This is a genomic window from Nocardia sp. AB354 (assembly GCF_049538315.1).
GTDB lineage: Bacteria > Actinomycetota > Actinomycetes > Mycobacteriales > Mycobacteriaceae > Nocardia > Nocardia nova.
The window spans coordinates 98,149-114,893 of record NZ_JBMVFU010000012.1; the positions used below are offsets into that span (position 1 = coordinate 98,149).

Here is a 16,745-nt window from a genome sequence, read left to right on the forward strand (position 1 = left end):
GACTAACGGTCCAGATACTTCGTCCGGAAGAATATGGACCGTCGGTCAAGTTTGTCAACGGGACTGGAGTGCACAGTGGCGCAGCAGCGCAGAGAACGAGCCGATGCGGCGCGCAACCGTCGCGCGATCCTCGATGCGACGCGGGCGCTGCTGGCCGAAGGTGGGGCCGAGGCGGTGACCATGGACCGGGTGGCCGCCGCGGCGGGAGTCGGCAAGGGCACGGTATTTCATCGTTTCGGCTCGCGCGCGGGACTGTTGCACGCGATGGTCGCCGAACCGGCCGAAACACTGCGGGCGGCGATCACCGACGGCCCGCCGCCGCTGGGCCCCGGCGCGCCCGCGGGGGAGCGGCTGCTCGCCTTCTTCGATGCGATGGCCACGATGGTCGCCGACAACGTCGAACTGATGGTCGCGGCCTACCGCAGCGTGCCCCCGCATCCGCGCACGTCCGAATTCCACGCCACCTGGGCGGAGCACATCACGAAGCTGCTGACCGAGGCGCGTCCGGATCTCGACGCCGAGGGGGTCGGCCACCTGCTGTTCGGCATGCTGGGCAGCGATTACGCCCTTGCCGCGGTGCGCGAAGGGCAGAGCGAAAGGTTGCGAGAATCCGTGCGGCAGGTGGTGCTCGCGGTGGTCAGCCCGTGAGCAGAACGCCGCCCACCGCACCCGCGGTCGCGATCACGGCCAGCGCCAGCCCGGTGCACACGAACCGGACCGGCGGCACCCGGACCGCGTGGGAACGGCAGAACTCCAGGCACAGCAGCGTGGCCAGCGAGGCCCACGGCGTGGCTATCGCGCCGACGTTCGTGCCGATCAGCAAGGACAGCAACTGGTTTCGGTGGTCGGGCGGTATCACCGCCTCACCGGCGGTGTAGGCGGGCAGGTTGTTGACGATATTCGACAGGCCGAGGCCCGCACCGGCAGCGCGATAGGCCCCGGCCGTGCCGGAATCGGTGCCGATGAGCGCGGCCATCAGATCCGAGAGCCCGTACCGGCCCAGGGTCGGGATGACCAGGAACAGTCCGATCACGAAGATCAGCAGCTGCCACGGGATCAGCGACGGGCGCAGCGCGCTGCGGTCGAACACGGCGAATCCGGCGATCGCGAGGACCGCCGCGGCGAGTGCGGCGTAGCCGATGTGGTCGCCGACGAAGGGAATCGCCAGGACGAACAGCGCGCAGGCGCCCCCGGCCGTCGCGAACAGCGCCCGGTCCCGGGTGTTGCGCAGCCGGATCGGGGCGGGCGCCAGATAGCGATCGGTGCCGCGCCGGCCGCGTCGCCAGTACCAGATCCACAGCGCCGCCATGGTCGCGATGAGCGAGATCAACTGCGGCAGCCACATTCTGGCCGCGAAGCCGGTGGCATCGAGGCCGATCCGGTCGGCGGCGAGCAGATTGGTGAGGTTGGATACGGGCAGCAGCAGACTGGCGGTGTTGGCCAGCCACAATGTGGTCATCGCCAGCGGCAGCGGTGGGATGCGCGCGGGCTTGGCCAGGGCCAGCATGACCGGTGTCAGCAGGACCGCGGTGGTGTCGAGGTTGAGCACCATCGTCGTCAGGGCCGCGAAACCGACGCAGAGCACGAACAGCGCCGGATAGCGTCCCCGCCCGGCGATCGCGATTCGATGGGCGATGACGTCGAAAACCTGTGCGCGCCGGGCCAGGTGGGCCAGCACGATCACACTGCCGAGAAACAGTAGCAGCGGTCCGATCCGGCGCATATTCGCCTCGGCGTCGGCCCGCGGCAGCCATCCGGTCAGCACGCACAGCACCCCGGCCGCGAGGACGGCGATGCGGATCCAGTCCAGCAGACGCGGTGCGACGGCTTCTTCCGGCTCCGTCTCGTGCGCGCTGCGTTCGGGCGCCACCGGTTCGGACATCCGGCCATCATCGCACCGTGGCGCAGACCCGCGCGTGCCGGACCGCCCGCATCTGGGCCGGTTCACGGCGTGGGGGTGGCGACCCAACCGGCCACGATCGCCAGTCCGGTGGGACGGTGGACGCCGAGGAAGCCGAAGGGCCGGTCGAAGTTCACTGCGATCATCAGGGCATCGGCCGGCGCCGGTGGCATGCCGGTCGGTTCCATCAGAACCCCGGTGACGGCTGCGGCCGCGAAGCCGTCGGCGGTGAATCGGGCGCAGACGTCCTGGGCCGCCGCGGTCACCCGGAGCGCGACCGGTGAGAGGCCGGGGAAGGGATTGTCCGTCGCGGTGGTCGCCTCGGTCAGTCCGAACAACTCCGGATCGCGCAGCAGGTCGTGGGTGGATCGAACAGCGAAGGGCGGCACCTGGATTCGCAGGGTGTCCGATACGGCGGTCACCGTCCGCACCTCGAGCCCAGGGGCGGTGGTGCCCAGGCCGGGCCGGTGGGTTTCCACCGAACCGTCGAGTGCCCCCAGCCCCGCGGCCAGTACCACCGGAGCGGTGTCCCCCTCCTCGCCGAGCAGCAGATGCACATCCAGATCGGACGCACCACGCACCACGACGCGTGAAACGGGGGTGCCGGCCGTCAGCACTGCGGCGTCGCCGAGGCCGGTGCTGTACCGGGCGAGGGCAGGCCCGCGGTGTCCACGCCACGGGCCGCTCGGCGGTTCCAGCACATCGGCGTGAAAGCTCTGCCGCCAGGCGGTGCGGGCGACGACGGCGGTCGCCAGCGCGAGCGCCGTCGCCGCGCCGATCCGGGCGGGGAAGCGATCGATCAGGCCGTCGGTATGGCGACGTGCCCACTCGTCGAGTCCGTCCTGTCCGCGCAGCGCGGCGATCGTGCCCGGAGGCAGCGCCCGGATCCACTCGTCGCGCAGCGCGATATCGTCGCGCACCCACACGCCGAGTGCCGCGCGCATTGATTCGGCGGCCTCGATCCGGCGCAGCAGGGTGACCGCGGCGGCGTGAGCGGATGCGGCGGGAAGGCCGGTCGCCGCGGTGAGTTCGCCGCGGGCCGGTTCGCCGGCCGCCGCGGCCAGTAGTGCGAGCAGCGGCCAGATTCCGCATCCGGACAGGACGAAATCCCCCGAACCCGCTGCGGCACACCATTTTCCGGTGAGAGTGTTGGCGGCGGCCACATCGGGTGCGAGGCTCGGCTGCATGGGCGAAAGCCTACCGACGGGTGCCGACAGCAGTGCGCCCCTGCCGGGGTGTACGTGGGCGGCAGGGGCGCGTCCGGATCCTGTGGCCCGGACGATCGGCCGGAACCGATCTGCCGACGAGTCTGGTTCCTCAACCGCACTCGAGGTCCAGGCATGCGGTGCGTGGTCTGCGTCACGCCGGCGCGAACACTGGCCGAAACTACGTCTTCGTGGCCGAACGTGTTGAGGCGTCGCGGCCGGTGTGTGTCATCCTTCCGAGGCGGAACGGTCCGCGAGAGGTCCAGGAGGTAGGGATGGCTGGTGCCGGTACGGCCCGTCTGGCGGAACTGCGCGCGGGTCGCACGACCCCGGAGCAGGCGTGGCAGCTGTACGACAGCCTGCCCGAGGTCGCGGTCACCGAGATCACCACCGGCCGCTGGACCGGCGACGAACTGGACACCGGACATCCGTGGGCCGGTGTGCTGGTCGAATCGGGTTGGTACGGAAAGCAATTCGATTCACCGGACGAGGTGCAGCCGCTGCTGTTCGCCGGGCCGGACGGCCGGGTATTTCCGGTCGACCCCCGCCGGGTGCCGCTGGCGCTGGCCGGAACGCTGCCGTCGGCGGGATTCCGGGCCGCGCGGCGCATGCTGCCGGCGTTGCGCCCGCTGCTGCGGACCCGCACCGCTCGTGCGCGCCTGCGCGAGATCGAATTCCGCGGCAAGGTCAGCGCGGCCATGATCTACGACCACCTGCCCATCATCGACATCTTCCGCCGGGTCGACGAGGACACCCTGCTCGGTGTGATGGATATGCGCGGGCTGGCCGACCCCTACTTCTTCATCCTGCGCCGCGACCGCTCCTGATCGCTCAGTCGTCCCCGGCGGCGAGGATCACCTCGAAGCGGGCGTCGGCAGTGTCGAGTTGCTCGAGAATGTGCTGCTTGACATGCGGCGCCAGCGGCGTATCCGGGCGGGTGATCAGTTCGCGGTAGACCGCGGTGAGCGGCCGGTATTTGGTGGCGAGTTTCGACATGACGGCTTGCTCGTCGGCGTAGAGGATGCCGACGCCGTTGTCGGTGAAATCGGAGATCTTCACCACCCGGGCCCACGGATCGCGGTCCAGGCTCGCGGCGACGTGGTCGCGGTATCGGAGGTGCCGGTCCTCGTCCGAATCGTGTGCCGGGTTGGTCACCGCCGCAACGAGATTCGATACGCGTTCGCCGAACCGCTGGGTGAGCACCGCCAGCGCTGCCGCGGTCAGGTCCTCGTCCGGCTCGGGCACGCCGCGGAGGGTGACCAGGTCGGCGGCGTGATCCTCGACGGCGTCGTGCAGGAGGCCGGCGAGCACCAGGTCCGTGTCGTGCACCTCGTAGTGACTCACGATGCGGATCGCCACCCGCAGTAGATGATTCAGGTACGGCTCGCGGCCGTAGTTGTCGCGACGGTGCAGGTCGGCCACCAATTCGAGTGCCGCCTCGACCCGTTCGGGGTCGGGCAGTTTGCGCTGCGACTCCAGCAGCAGTCGTTGCCGCAGCCCTTCCTCGCCGTGCACATCGCTGAGTGTGTGCAACGGCATGGCCGCCAGAATTCCCGCCCCGATGGACTCCATCCGCCCAATCTAGCGGGACGAGGTGACAATCCGCCGTCGCCGGGTTTTCAGCGAACCCCGCGCGGGCGGAATTGGATGCTGATCCGCGGGCCCACGGGCCGCCGCGTCTTCGGCACCGCATGTTCCCAGGTGCGCTGGCAGGAGCCGCCCATCACGAGAAGATCGCCGTGCCCCACGTGAAAGCGAATGCTCGCGCCGCCGCCGCGCGGACGCAGCAGCAGGGCCCGCGGCGCGCCGATCGACAGGATCGCGACCATGGTGTCGTGGGTGGAACCACGGCCCCCGGTATCACCGTGCCAGGCCACACTGTCCTCGCCGTCGCGGTAGTAACACAGTCCGGCCGTGCGGAACGGTTCGCCGAGTTCCGGGCCGTAATGGCCGCTCAGGGCCGCGCGGGCGTCCTCCAGGATCGGGTCCGGCCAGGCCTCGTTCTCGCCGTAATGGCGCAGCAGTCGCGGTACGTCCACCACGCGGTCGTACATCGGGCGACGGTCGGCTCGCCACGGGACGCGAGTGGCCAGCCGTTCGAACAGTTCGTCGGCCCCGCGCAACCACCCCGGAAGCAGGTCGACCCACGCGCCCTCGGTCAGCTGGGTGCGGCGCACGCCGTCCAACGACCCCAGTTCGATGTCGCCGAAGCCGTCGAACAGCGATCTCTGCAGCGGTGTCGACATGCGTTCGAATCTACGTTCTATCGAACATATGTTCAAGCATCGGGTCGCGATGCTACTCGGGGCCGATCCGGGCGGTTCGGATCAGCTCAGGTGCGCACGCACGAAATCGACCACCGCGTCGGAGAATTCGTCGTTGACATCGCTGGCCGCGGTATGGGCGGCGCCGGAGATCTCGACGTATTCCATCTGCGGCACCAGCGCGCGGAAGTCGGCGACCCCCTGTTCGCTGACCACGTCCGACAACCGTCCGCGCACCAGCAGGACCGGGATCTCCAGCGCGCGGGCGGCATCCTCGAGGTCGCTGGTCTGCAGTTCGATGTCCTCCGGCCGGCTCGACATCATCGCCGGATCCCAATGCCAGTACCAGCGCCCGTCCTCGCGCAGCCGCAGATTGCGCCGCAGGCCCTCCGGGTTGCGGGGCCGGCGGCGGTGCGGCAGGTATTCGGCCACCGCATCGGCGGCTTCCTCGAGGGAGGCGAAGCCCTCGGGATGGCCGCCGAGGAAGTTCATGACCCGTTCCACGCCCTTGTGCTCCGGGCGCGGCACGACGTCGACCAGGACCAGTCCGGCGATGCGCTCCCGGCCGGGACGGGCGGTGGCCAGCAGTGCGGTCAATCCGCCCATGCTCGCACCGACCACGATGGCGGGCCGGTCGAGTTCGGCGAGAATGTCGAGGAGGTCGGCGGTCATCGACGTGCGCGAGTAGTCGCCGTCCGGTGCCCAGTCGCTCTCGCCGTGCCCGCGGGCGTCCAGCAAAATGGCGTGCATTCCCACCTTCGCCAGAGCGGCGCCCGATTCCTTCCACGAGTGCCGGGTCTGGCCGCCGCCGTGCAGGAAGACCGCCAGCGGGCCGTCGGCCGGCCCCCAGCTCTCCCCGGCCAGGGCGATGCCGCCGTGGCCGCGGAAGGTGATCCGGCGGGGCTCGGTGAAGTCGGCTTCGTTGCTCACCCTCCGAGCATCCCACATCCGGTTTACGCTGTATGAAACAGTCCCGGCCAACGGTTGTGTGCCGTTCGCGTGATGTGTCGGCATAGCCGCAGGTGGCGGGGCTCACAGCCGGACCCCCGCCGTCGGGAGGCCACGGCGGCGCTGCTACGCTCAGGCATCGAAAAGACATCCTTTAACGGACCGTCCGGTGAGGCGGGGAAGGAGGTCGGCATGGCCGTGCCCGAAGAGCGCGGCGGCCGCGTCGCGCCCGAAGAACGGGCCGCCAGGTCGAGCGCTGCCGAATATTCGCAGCGGCACGACCCCGAGTGGGTCCGCGCCGGGCGTGAACTGTTGTCCGCCTCCGATGTCGGCCGGACCATCGCGCGCATGGCGCATCAGATCATCGAGAAGACCGCGCTGGATTCGTCGGATCCCGAGGCGCCCCGGGTGGTGCTGATCGGCATTCCCACCCGCGGCACCACCCTCGCCGCGCGGCTGACCGATCGCATCGAGGAATTCTCCGGCGTGCGTCCCGCGCTCGGTTCGCTCGACATCACGCTGTATCGCGACGATCTGCGCAACCGTCCGCATCGCCCGCTGGAACGGACCTCGGTCCCCGAGGGTGGCATCGATGACGCGCTCGTCGTACTTGTCGACGACGTGCTGTTCTCCGGTCGCAGCGTGCGCTCGGCGCTGGACGGCCTGCGCGATCTGGGCCGGCCGCGCGCGGTGCAGCTGGCGGTACTGGTCGATCGCGGCCATCGCGAACTGCCCATCCGCGCCGACTACGTCGGCAAGAACGTGCCGACCTCGCGCAGTGAGGACGTCTCCGTACTGCTCAGCGAACACGACGGTCACGACGGCGTCTATCTGCATCAGGGGGATGAGCGGTGAGGCATCTGCTCTCGGTCACCGATCTCGACCGCACCGCCGCCACCGAACTGCTCGACGACGCCCAGCGCTTCGAACAGGCGCTGCTCGGCCGCGAAGTCCGCAAACTGCCCACGCTGCGCGGCCGCACAGTGATGACGGTGTTCTTCGAGAACTCCACCCGGACCCGGGTCTCGTTCGAGGTCGCCGGCAAATGGATGAGCGCCGACGTGATCAACGTGAGCGCCTCGAGCTCCTCGGTATCGAAGGGCGAATCGCTGCGCGATACCGCGCTGACCCTGCATGCCGCGGGCGCCGACGCGCTGATCGTGCGGCATCCGGCCTCCGGGGCGGCCCATCAGATCGCGCGCTGGTTCGGCGAACTGGACGCCGGCTCGGGTGGATACACCGGAACCGGGCCCGCGATCGTCAATGCCGGCGACGGCACGCACGAACATCCCACCCAGGCCCTGCTGGACGCGCTGACGCTGCGGCAGCGACTGGGTGAGCTGACGGGCAAGCGCATCGTGATCGTCGGCGACATCCTGCACAGCCGCGTCGCGCGGTCCAATGCCTTCCTGCTCGACACCCTCGGCGCCGAAGTGGTGCTGGTCGCGCCGCGCACCCTGCTGCCGGTCGGGGTCGAGCAGTGGCCGGTGCAGGTCTCGCATTCGCTCGACGCCGCGCTGCCCGGCGCGGACGCGGTGATGATGCTGCGCGTGCAGGCCGAGCGGATGAACGGCGGCTTCTTCCCGTCGGCCCGCGAATACTCCATCGCCTATGGACTGAACGAGCGGCGCATGGCGCTGCTCGACGACGACGCGGTCGTCCTGCATCCGGGCCCGATGCTGCGCGGTATGGAAATCGCGTCGGCGGTGGCCGATTCCCCGAAAGCCGCAGTGCTGCAACAGGTCACCAACGGTGTGCACATGCGCATGGCGGTGCTGTTCCGCCTGCTCGTCGGTGCGGGGGAGGCCGTCGCATGAGCGGAACACGGCCAGAGGCGGCAGCCTGCGTAACCCCCCAGGCCCCCGTTCATGCGCGTCGACACCGCATGAGGGTGAGCATGAGCTTCTTCGTGGAAGGTGAGGGCGCGTGAGCGATCTGGTTATCCGGGGCGTGCGGCCCTACGGCGAGGGTGAGCCGGTCGACGTGCTGGTGCGCGACGGCGTGATCGTGGCCCTCGGCGCGCGATCCGGCGACACCGTCGACGGCGTCGAGGTCGCCGCCGATGCCGAGGTGCTGGAGGCAGACGGCCGGATCCTGCTCCCCGGTTTCGTCGATCTGCACACCCACCTGCGCGAGCCCGGCCGTGAGGACACCGAGACCATCGAAAGCGGTTCGGCCGCAGCGGCATTGGGTGGCTACACCGCGGTGTTCGCGATGGCCAACACCAATCCCGTGGCCGACACCTCGGTCGTCACCGATCATGTGTGGCGGCGCGGGCAGGAGGTGGGGCTGGTCGATGTGCATCCGGTCGGCGCGGTGACCGTCGGCTTGGCCGGCAAGCAACTGGCCGAGATGGGCACCATGGCCGCCGGCGAGGGCCGGGTGCGGATCTTCTCCGACGACGGGCACTGCGTCTACGACCCGCTGATCATGCGCCGCGCCCTCGAGTACGCGAAATCGCTCGACGTCCTGATCGCTCAGCACGCCGAGGAGCCGCGGCTCACCCAGGGCGCCGTCGCGCACGAGGGGCCGAACGCCGCCCGTCTGGGCCTGGCCGGCTGGCCGCGCGCGGCCGAGGAGTCGATCGTCGCTCGCGACGCGCTGCTGGCCCGCGACGCCGGAGCCCGGGTGCACATCTGCCACGCGTCCACCGCCGGCACCGTCGAGCTGGTGAAATGGGCCAAGGCGCAAGGGATTTCGATCACCGCCGAGGTCACTCCGCATCATCTGCTGCTCGACGATTCGCGGCTCGAGACCTACGACGCGGTGAACAAGGTCAATCCGCCGCTGCGCGAGGCATCCGACGCCCAGGCGCTGCGCAAGGCCCTGGCCGACGGAGTGATCGACTGTGTGGCCACCGACCACGCCCCGCACGCCGAACAGGAGAAATGCTGCGAGTTCGCCGCCGCCCGTCCCGGCATGCTGGGATTGGAGACCGCGCTGTCGATCATCGTCGAGACCCTGGTGGCTCCGGGCCTGCTCGACTGGCGTGGCGTGGCGAAGGTGATGAGCGAGAATCCGGCCCGCATCGCCGGACTCGACGATCAGGGCCGCCCGATCGCGGTCGGCGAGCCGGCCAACCTGACCCTGATCGACCCGGACGCGTCGTGGACCGTGCGGGCGCGGGAGCTGGCGAGCATTTCCGACAACACGCCGTACGAGGCGATGACCCTGCCCGCCAAGGTCGCCGCCACGATGCTGCGCGGACGGATCACCGCCCGCGACGGCGTGGTGACGACCGCCCTGGCGGGGAGAGTGGGGCAATAATGGAGCGAACACTGTGGGTGATCGGGCTGGCGGCCCTGTTCGTCCTGTTCCTGTGGTTGATGTATCGCTCCTGGCTCGTGCGGGCCAGGAAGCAGGCCTCCTCGGTCGGGGAGTTGCCCACGGTGCCGGCGGATCTGGGCGCGCAGGTGCTCGAGCCGACGACCGGGTTGTACACGGGGACCACGCTGGCTCCGAGCTGGCAGAACCGCATCGTGGTCGGAGATCTGGGTTTCCGGGCCACAGCGGAGCTGACCCGCTTCGAACGCGGGATCCTGCTGGAACGCGACGGCGCGGAGGTGATCTGGATTCCGCAGGAGTCCATCACCGCGGTCCGCACCGAACGCGGCCACGCGGGCAAGGTGATGACCGACAATGGTGTGCTGGTTATTCGCTGGAAACTGCCGACGGGAACCGAAGTCGATACCGGGTTCCGCGGCGACGACAAGACGGTGTATCCGGCCTGGACGGCCATATCCGCGACGGGACAGACCGGCGCGGCGACGGGAGACGAATAAACGTGAAGGCTGGATTTTTCGTGAACGAGGTGAGCGAATGAGCGACCGCGCCGCGGTGATGGTGCTCGAGGACGGACGGGTATTCCGGGGCCGGCGGTTCGGCGCCGAGGGTGAGACGCTGGGCGAAGCGGTGTTCTGCACCGCGATGACCGGCTATCAGGAGACCCTGACCGACCCCAGCTACCACCGCCAGATCGTGGTGGCCACCGCCCCGCAGATCGGCAACACCGGCTGGAACGACGAGGACGACGAGTCGAATCGGATCTGGGTGGCCGGATACGCGGTGCGCGACCCCGCCAAGCGGGCCTCGAACTGGCGCGCCACCACCACCCTGCAGGACGAACTGGAGCGCCAGCACATCGTCGGCATCGCCGGCATCGACACCCGCGCGCTGGTGCGTCATCTGCGCACCCGCGGGTCGATGAAGGCGGGCATCTTCAGCGGTGACGCCGCCGCGGCCTCGACCGAGGAATTGCTGAGCCGGGTCACCGGTCAGGCCTCGATGCTCGGCGCCGATCTGGCCGGCGAGGTCTCCACCGACGGCGTGTACACCATCGAGCCCGCCGGTGAGCATCGGTTCACCGTGGTCGCGGTCGACCTGGGTATCAAGACCAACACCCCGCGCATGTTCGCCGAGCGCGGCATCCGGGTGCACGTGGTGCCCTCCGGCGTCACGCTGGACCAGATCAGGGAGCTGAAGCCGGACGGCGTCTTCCTGTCCAACGGCCCCGGTGACCCGGCCACCCAGGACGACGCGGTCGAGCTGACCAAATCCGTTCTGGGCGAAGGACTTCCGCTGTTCGGAATCTGCTTCGGCAACCAGATCCTGGGCCGCGCGCTGGGCCTGGGCACGTACAAGATGAAGTTCGGCCACCGCGGCATCAACGTCCCGGTCATCGATCACGCCACCGGCGCGGTCTCGATCACCGCGCAGAACCATGGCTTCGCGCTCGAGGGGGAGGCCGGACAGCGCTTCGAGACCCCGTTCGGCACCGCCGAGGTCAGCCACACCTGCGCCAACGACGGCACCGTCGAGGGCGTGCGCCTGGTGGACGGTCGCGCGTTCTCGGTGCAGTACCACCCGGAGGCCGCCGCGGGGCCGCACGATGCCGCCTACCTGTTCGACCGCTTCGCGGGTTTGATGGAGGAAGCCTGATGCCACGTCGTAACGACCTGCACCACATCCTGGTCATCGGCTCCGGGCCGATCGTCATCGGCCAGGCCTGCGAGTTCGACTACTCCGGCACCCAGGCGTGCCGGGTGCTGCGGTCCGAGGGCCTGCGGGTGTCGCTGGTGAACTCCAACCCGGCCACGATCATGACCGACCCGGAATTCGCCGACTCCACCTACGTCGAGCCGATCACCCCGGAATTCGTCGAGAAGGTCATCGCCAAGGAGCGCCCCGACGCCATCCTCGCGACCCTGGGCGGCCAGACCGCGCTCAACACCGCGGTGGCGCTGCACGAGAACGGTGTGCTGGAGAAGTACAACGTCGAATTGATCGGCGCCGACTTCGAGGCCATCCAGCGCGGTGAGGACCGGCAGAAGTTCAAGGACATCGTCGCCAAGGTCGGCGGCGAGTCGGCCCGCTCCAAGGTCTGCTACACCATGGACGAGGTGCGCGAAACCGTTGCCGAACTGGGCTTCCCGGTGGTCGTGCGGCCGTCGTTCACCATGGGTGGCCTGGGCTCGGGCATGGCCTACAACGACGAGGACCTCGACCGCATCGCCGGCGGCGGCCTGGCCGCCTCGCCCACCGCCAACGTCCTCATCGAGGAATCGATCCTCGGGTGGAAGGAATACGAACTCGAGCTGATGCGCGACGGCCGCGACAACGTGGTCATCGTCTGCTCGATCGAGAACGTGGACCCGATGGGCGTGCACACCGGCGATTCGGTGACCGTCGCCCCGGCCATGACCCTCACCGACCGCGAATATCAGAAGATGCGCGATCTGGGTATCGCGATTCTGCGCGAGGTCGGCGTCGACACCGGCGGCTGCAACATCCAGTTCGCGGTGGATCCGCGCGACGGACGCCTGATCGTCATCGAGATGAATCCGCGTGTCTCGCGCTCCTCCGCACTGGCCTCCAAGGCAACCGGTTTCCCGATCGCCAAGATCGCGGCGAAGCTGGCCATCGGCTACACGCTCGACGAGATCGTCAACGACATCACCAAGGAAACCCCGGCCTGTTTCGAGCCCACGCTCGACTACGTGGTCGTGAAGGCGCCGCGGTTCGCGTTCGAGAAGTTCCCGGGCGCCGACCCGACCCTCACCACCACCATGAAGTCGGTCGGTGAGGCGATGAGCCTGGGCCGCAACTTCTCCGAGGCGCTCGGCAAGGTGCTGCGCTCGCTGGAGACCAAGGCGGCCGGGTTCTGGACCCAGCCCGACGGCCGCTGGACCGACGTCGCCGAGATCCTCGACGACCTGCGCGTGCCGACCGAGGGCCGGCTCTACCAGGTGGAGCGGGCGCTGCGCCTGGGCGCGAGCGTCGAAGACGTCGCACAGGCCTCGGGCATCGACCCGTGGTTCGTCGCCGAGATCGCCGGACTCGTCGAGTTGCGCGCCGAGATCGCGCAGGCGCCGGTACTGGACGAGCCGCTGCTGCGCTACGCCAAGCACAACGGCCTGTCCGATCGCCAGATCTCCGCGCTGCGACCGGAACTGGCCGGCGAGAACGGGGTGCGCGAGCTGCGTCACCGCCTCGGCATCCGGCCGGTGTACAAGACGGTCGACACCTGTGCGGCCGAATTCGAGGCCAAGACGCCGTACCACTACTCGAGCTACGAACTCGATCCGGCCGCCGAGTCGGAGGTCGCGCCGCAACCCGAGCGCGAGAAGGTGATCATCCTCGGCTCCGGGCCCAACCGCATCGGCCAGGGCATCGAATTCGACTACTCCTGCGTGCACGCCGCGCAGACGCTGTCGCAGGCCGGGTACGAGACCGTCATGGTCAACTGCAACCCCGAGACCGTATCCACCGACTACGACACCGCCGACCGCCTGTACTTCGAGCCGCTGACCTTCGAGGACGTGCTCGAGGTGTACCACGCCGAATCGGAATCGGGCCGGGTGGCCGGAGTGATCGTGCAGCTCGGCGGCCAGACGCCGCTCGGTCTGGCGCAGCGGCTCACCGATGCCGGAGTGCCCGTGGTCGGCACCTCCGCGGCGGCGATCGACCTGGCCGAGGACCGCGGCGAATTCGGGCACGTGCTGGTCTCGGCCGGACTGCCCGCGCCGAAGTACGGCACGGCCACCACGTTCGAGCAGGCCAAGGAGATCGCGGCCGGAATCGGCTATCCGGTGCTGGTCCGCCCGTCCTACGTGCTGGGCGGGCGCGGTATGGAGATCGTCTACGACGAGAGCTCGCTCGAGGGCTACATCTCCCGCGCCACCGAACTCAGCCCCGAACATCCGGTGCTGGTCGACCGCTTCCTGGAAGACGCCATCGAGATCGATGTCGACGCGCTGTGCGACGGCGAGGAGGTCTACCTCGGCGGCGTGATGGAGCACATCGAGGAGGCGGGTATCCACTCCGGCGACTCGGCGTGCGCGCTGCCGCCGATCACCCTGGGCCGCAGCGATATCGAGGCGGTGCGCCGCTCGACCACCGCACTGGCCAAGGGCATCGGCGTCAAGGGCCTGCTGAATGTGCAGTACGCGCTCAAGGACGACGTGCTGTACGTGCTCGAGGCCAATCCGCGCGCCAGCCGGACCGTACCGTTCGTCTCCAAGGCGACCGGCGTGCAGCTGGCCAAGGCCGCCGCGCGGGTGATGCTGGGGACGAGCATCGCCGAATTGCGCAAGGAGGGCATCCTGCCCGCCGAGGGCGACGGCGGTCACGCGCCGATGGACGCGCCGGTCGCGGTGAAGGAAGCGGTGCTGCCCTTCCACCGGTTCCGCCGTCCGGACGGCACCGGTATCGATTCGCTGCTGTCGCCGGAGATGAAGTCCACCGGCGAGGTGATGGGTATCGACGCCGATTTCGGTACCGCCTTCGCCAAGAGCCAGTCCGCGGCCTACGGTTCGCTGCCGGTCGCGGGCACGGTGTTCGTCTCGATCGCCAACCGCGACAAGCGGGCCATGGTGTTCCCGGTCAAGCGGCTGCACGATCTGGGCTTCCGGATCCTCGCCACCGACGGCACCGCGGAGATGTTGCGGCGCAACGGGATTCCGTGCGAGCGGGTGCGCAAACAGTCCGATCCGGTGCCCGCGTCCGCCAACGGCGACCCGATCGAGCCCTCGATCGTCGATCAGATCAAGGACGGCGAGATCGACATCGTGTTCAACACGCCTTACGGTAACTCCGGGCCCCGCGTGGACGGCTACGAGATTCGTACCGCCGCGGTGGGCGCCAACATTCCGTGCATCACGACGGTTCAGGGTGCGGCTGCAGCCGTACAGGGCATCGAAGCAACCATCAACGGCGGTATCGGGGTGCGCTCGCTGCAGGAGCTGCACGCCGTATTGCGCGGCTAAGAGGAGAGATAACGGTGGGAGCCATCGGTTTCGGCGCGGGAGTCCGGCCCCCGGGGGCCGGACGGGCGACGACTCGGCGGATTCGGGGATTCGGTGCGGCGGAGGCCGCGCCGCCCGGAGGCGGTGACATCCGCCGGATGCGCAACGTCGGCGGCTACAGCACGGTCGGTTTCCGGGCGATCCCGCCGATCGGCCGCAAGCCGGCGCCCGACGCCGAGGCCGAGGCCGAGGCGGACGCGCTGACCGACGCGGTGCTCGCCCGGGCGGACGAGGTGCTCGCCCAGGCCGACGAACTGCTCGCTTACGCCGGTGAGGAGGCATACGCCGAATCCGGGTCCGCCGGTGCGCAGACACCGCCCGCCCATACCGGGGACGAACTGGCGGGCGCCGGGGCGAGCCGGTGACGCCGTTCGGCCTGCGGCTGGCCGACGCGATGGGCCGGCTTGGCCCGTTGTGCGCCGGCATCGACCCCCACCCGCAGTTGCTGCGTGCCTGGGGGCTCAGCGAGGACGTCGAAGGCCTGAAACGGTTCTCCGACATCTGCGTCGAGGTGTTCGCGGGCCGGGTGGCGCTGGTGAAACCCCAGGTGGCGTTCTTCGAGGAGTACGGCTCCGGCGGCATCGTGGTGCTCGAGGACACCATCGCCGCGCTGCGCGCGGCCGGCACGCTGGTGCTGGCCGACGCCAAGCGCGGCGATATCGGCTCCACGATGGCCGCCTACGCGCGGGCCTGGCTGGGCGACGGTCCGCTGGCCAGTGATGCGGTGACGGTATCGCCGTACCTCGGCTTCGGTGCGCTGTCTCCCGCCCTCGATGCCGCGCGCTCGGCCGGTCGCGGCGTCTTCGTGCTGGCAGCCACCTCGAATCCGGAGGCGGCCCAGGTGCAACGCATCACCGCGGCCGACGGTCGCAGTGTCGCGCAGATCATGATCGACGAGGCCGCCTGCTGCAACGCCGGGGCGGAATTCGGATCGGTCGGCGTCGTGGTCGGCGCGACCCTCACCGAACCCGTCGACGTGAGCAAACTCAACGGTCCCGTCCTGATGCCCGGCGTCGGCGCGCAGGGCGGGGGAGCGGAATCGATCCGTGCGCTGATCCCGTCCGACCGGTTCGCGGCGGTGGTACCCAACGTATCCCGGGATCTGCTCGACACCGGGCCTTCAGTGGCGGCGATGCGCACCAAGATGCACAAGCTCGCCGACGAATTCGCCTTCCTGCAGGCCTGATTCATTCCGTCCGGGTTCGCGAGCCGTCGCACCCGGGCGGGATTCGCTCATGTCCACCACGCGCGTCGCGCGGGAGCCGGCCGCCTCTCGGAAAACGACCGGTCTGTTTGCGTTTGCGGCCCGTTCGCGCGCATCCGTGCTCGTTCCCGGGTGGAAGTTACACGCGCGTGTTTTTCCGGCTCAGCGGCCCTTCCGGGCCGTCTTACGGCCCCGTCGCGCACATCGCCGACCGGTGCCGAGAGTGCTCGCCACGCCGCGCCACGCCGCGACACGCTGGGGAAAAATTCGCGACACGCGGAGAATTTTCAGAAAGTTCCAGGTCGCGCGATTACGGGTCGGTTACGGTCGCATCCGGCCGGACTCGAATCCGGCGGGGAAGCCGTCGGAATCGGGATATGCCCAGGTCACCGGCATGGTGAAGAAAATCTCCGGACCGGTGCCACGACGTGGCGCAATCAGCCGCGTGACCTGCCCGGTAACGGGCTCGAATGCCCGAATCGGGCGCTGACCTGGGGGGTGGGTTCGCAATCGGCGCGCCGCGTGGGTACGGTCGCTGAGACCACCGGGTTACCGGAGGTAGATCTAGCAATGAACGATGAGACGGAGGAACCGTGGCCCTTCCCCAGCTGACTGACGAGCAGCGCGCCGCTGCTTTGGAGAAGGCGGCTGCCGCTCGCCGCGCTCGGGCAGAGCTCAAGGAGCGCTTGAAGCGTGGCGGCACTGACCTGAAGACGGTCCTGAAGGACGCCGAGACCGACGAGGTCCTCGGCAAGATGAAGGTATCCGCGCTGCTGGAGGCCCTGCCCAAGGTCGGCAAGGTCAAGGCGGCCGAGATCATGAGCGAGCTGGAGATCGCGCCGACCCGCCGCCTGCGGGGCCTGGGCGACCGGCAGCGCAAGGCGCTGCTGGCGAAGTTCGACTTCGAAGCCTGATCCGAGG

Annotated in this window: 17 protein-coding genes; 12 read left to right on the plus strand and 5 right to left on the minus strand. The window is 69.3% G+C overall.

What is annotated here, in order from left to right:
- The first annotated feature begins 75 nt into the window (after positions 1–75).
- Entirely contained in the window at positions 76–648 is a 573-nt protein-coding gene (locus tag ACPCUW_RS19060) for a TetR/AcrR family transcriptional regulator (protein ID WP_030513979.1), read from the plus strand.
- Here ACPCUW_RS19060 and ACPCUW_RS19065 read toward each other — a convergent pair.
- Positions 638–1,882: an SLC13 family permease gene (locus tag ACPCUW_RS19065; RefSeq protein ID WP_423426213.1), complete on the minus strand. Its 1,245-nt coding sequence runs from the start codon at positions 1,880–1,882 to the stop codon at positions 638–640. The two genes, ACPCUW_RS19060 and ACPCUW_RS19065, sit on opposite strands and share 11 nt — an antisense overlap.
- 62 nt (positions 1,883–1,944) lie before the next feature.
- Positions 1,945–3,087, minus strand: a complete 1,143-nt coding sequence (locus ACPCUW_RS19070) for a hypothetical protein (RefSeq protein ID WP_423426215.1) — start codon at positions 3,085–3,087, stop codon at positions 1,945–1,947.
- 293 nt (positions 3,088–3,380) lie between these two features.
- On the opposite strand from ACPCUW_RS19070, the gene ACPCUW_RS19075 reads away from it, so the two are divergent.
- Entirely contained in the window at positions 3,381–3,932 is a 552-nt protein-coding gene (locus ACPCUW_RS19075) for a DUF4334 domain-containing protein (RefSeq protein ID WP_423426217.1), read from the plus strand.
- 4 nt (positions 3,933–3,936) lie between these two features.
- Here the strand turns inward: ACPCUW_RS19075 and ACPCUW_RS19080 are convergent, their stop codons facing one another.
- The 3 genes from ACPCUW_RS19080 to ACPCUW_RS19090 all read right to left on the minus strand — a co-directional run bounded on the left by ACPCUW_RS19080 (position 3,937) and on the right by ACPCUW_RS19090 (position 6,299).
- Positions 3,937–4,677 (minus strand): HD domain-containing protein, encoded by a 741-nt coding sequence (locus tag ACPCUW_RS19080; protein WP_423426219.1) that lies wholly within the window; start codon positions 4,675–4,677, stop codon positions 3,937–3,939.
- Positions 4,678–4,724: 47 nt separating this feature from the next.
- Entirely contained in the window at positions 4,725–5,351 is a 627-nt protein-coding gene (locus ACPCUW_RS19085) for an alpha-ketoglutarate-dependent dioxygenase AlkB (RefSeq protein ID WP_423426220.1), read from the minus strand.
- 81 nt (positions 5,352–5,432) lie between these two features.
- Positions 5,433–6,299, minus strand: a complete 867-nt coding sequence (locus ACPCUW_RS19090) for an alpha/beta fold hydrolase (protein WP_423426221.1) — start codon at positions 6,297–6,299, stop codon at positions 5,433–5,435.
- 210 nt (positions 6,300–6,509) lie between these two features.
- Between ACPCUW_RS19090 and pyrR the strand changes: the two genes are divergently transcribed.
- The 10 genes from pyrR to mihF all read left to right on the plus strand — a co-directional run bounded on the left by pyrR (position 6,510) and on the right by mihF (position 16,738).
- Positions 6,510–7,172 (plus strand): bifunctional pyr operon transcriptional regulator/uracil phosphoribosyltransferase PyrR, encoded by a 663-nt coding sequence (gene pyrR / locus ACPCUW_RS19095; protein ID WP_082856957.1) that lies wholly within the window; start codon positions 6,510–6,512, stop codon positions 7,170–7,172.
- The gene (locus ACPCUW_RS19100; protein WP_064909762.1) at positions 7,169–8,134 is read left to right on the plus strand and encodes an aspartate carbamoyltransferase catalytic subunit; all 966 of its coding nucleotides are present in this window, start codon (positions 7,169–7,171) and stop codon (positions 8,132–8,134) included. Before pyrR ends, ACPCUW_RS19100 begins: the two co-directional genes overlap by 4 nt.
- A 109-nt stretch (positions 8,135–8,243) precedes the next feature.
- On the plus strand, positions 8,244–9,584 hold the full coding sequence (locus tag ACPCUW_RS19105; RefSeq protein WP_064906072.1) for a dihydroorotase: 1,341 nt from the start codon (positions 8,244–8,246) through the stop codon (positions 9,582–9,584).
- Complete coding sequence (locus tag ACPCUW_RS19110) at positions 9,584–10,099, plus strand: hypothetical protein (RefSeq protein ID WP_063013389.1); 516 nt, start codon at positions 9,584–9,586, stop codon at positions 10,097–10,099. The genes ACPCUW_RS19105 and ACPCUW_RS19110 overlap by 1 nt, the downstream gene beginning before the upstream one ends.
- 37 nt (positions 10,100–10,136) lie before the next feature.
- Positions 10,137–11,255, plus strand: a complete 1,119-nt coding sequence (carA, locus tag ACPCUW_RS19115; RefSeq protein WP_423426223.1) for a glutamine-hydrolyzing carbamoyl-phosphate synthase small subunit — start codon at positions 10,137–10,139, stop codon at positions 11,253–11,255.
- The gene (carB, locus tag ACPCUW_RS19120; protein WP_423426224.1) at positions 11,255–14,581 is read left to right on the plus strand and encodes a carbamoyl-phosphate synthase large subunit; all 3,327 of its coding nucleotides are present in this window, start codon (positions 11,255–11,257) and stop codon (positions 14,579–14,581) included. Before carA ends, carB begins: the two co-directional genes overlap by 1 nt.
- Before the next feature lie 14 nt (positions 14,582–14,595).
- Positions 14,596–14,985, plus strand: coding sequence for a hypothetical protein (locus ACPCUW_RS19125; protein ID WP_063013383.1), 390 nt, complete (start codon positions 14,596–14,598; stop codon positions 14,983–14,985).
- Positions 14,982–15,806, plus strand: coding sequence for an orotidine-5'-phosphate decarboxylase (gene pyrF, locus ACPCUW_RS19130; protein WP_423426226.1), 825 nt, complete (start codon positions 14,982–14,984; stop codon positions 15,804–15,806). Before ACPCUW_RS19125 ends, pyrF begins: the two co-directional genes overlap by 4 nt.
- Positions 15,807–16,047: 241 nt before the next feature.
- The gene (locus ACPCUW_RS19135) at positions 16,048–16,314 is read left to right on the plus strand and encodes a hypothetical protein (RefSeq protein WP_423426228.1); all 267 of its coding nucleotides are present in this window, start codon (positions 16,048–16,050) and stop codon (positions 16,312–16,314) included.
- Between the two features lie 103 nt (positions 16,315–16,417).
- Complete coding sequence (gene mihF, locus ACPCUW_RS19140) at positions 16,418–16,738, plus strand: integration host factor, actinobacterial type (protein WP_030513994.1); 321 nt, start codon at positions 16,418–16,420, stop codon at positions 16,736–16,738.
- Positions 16,739–16,745 lie beyond the last annotated feature (7 nt).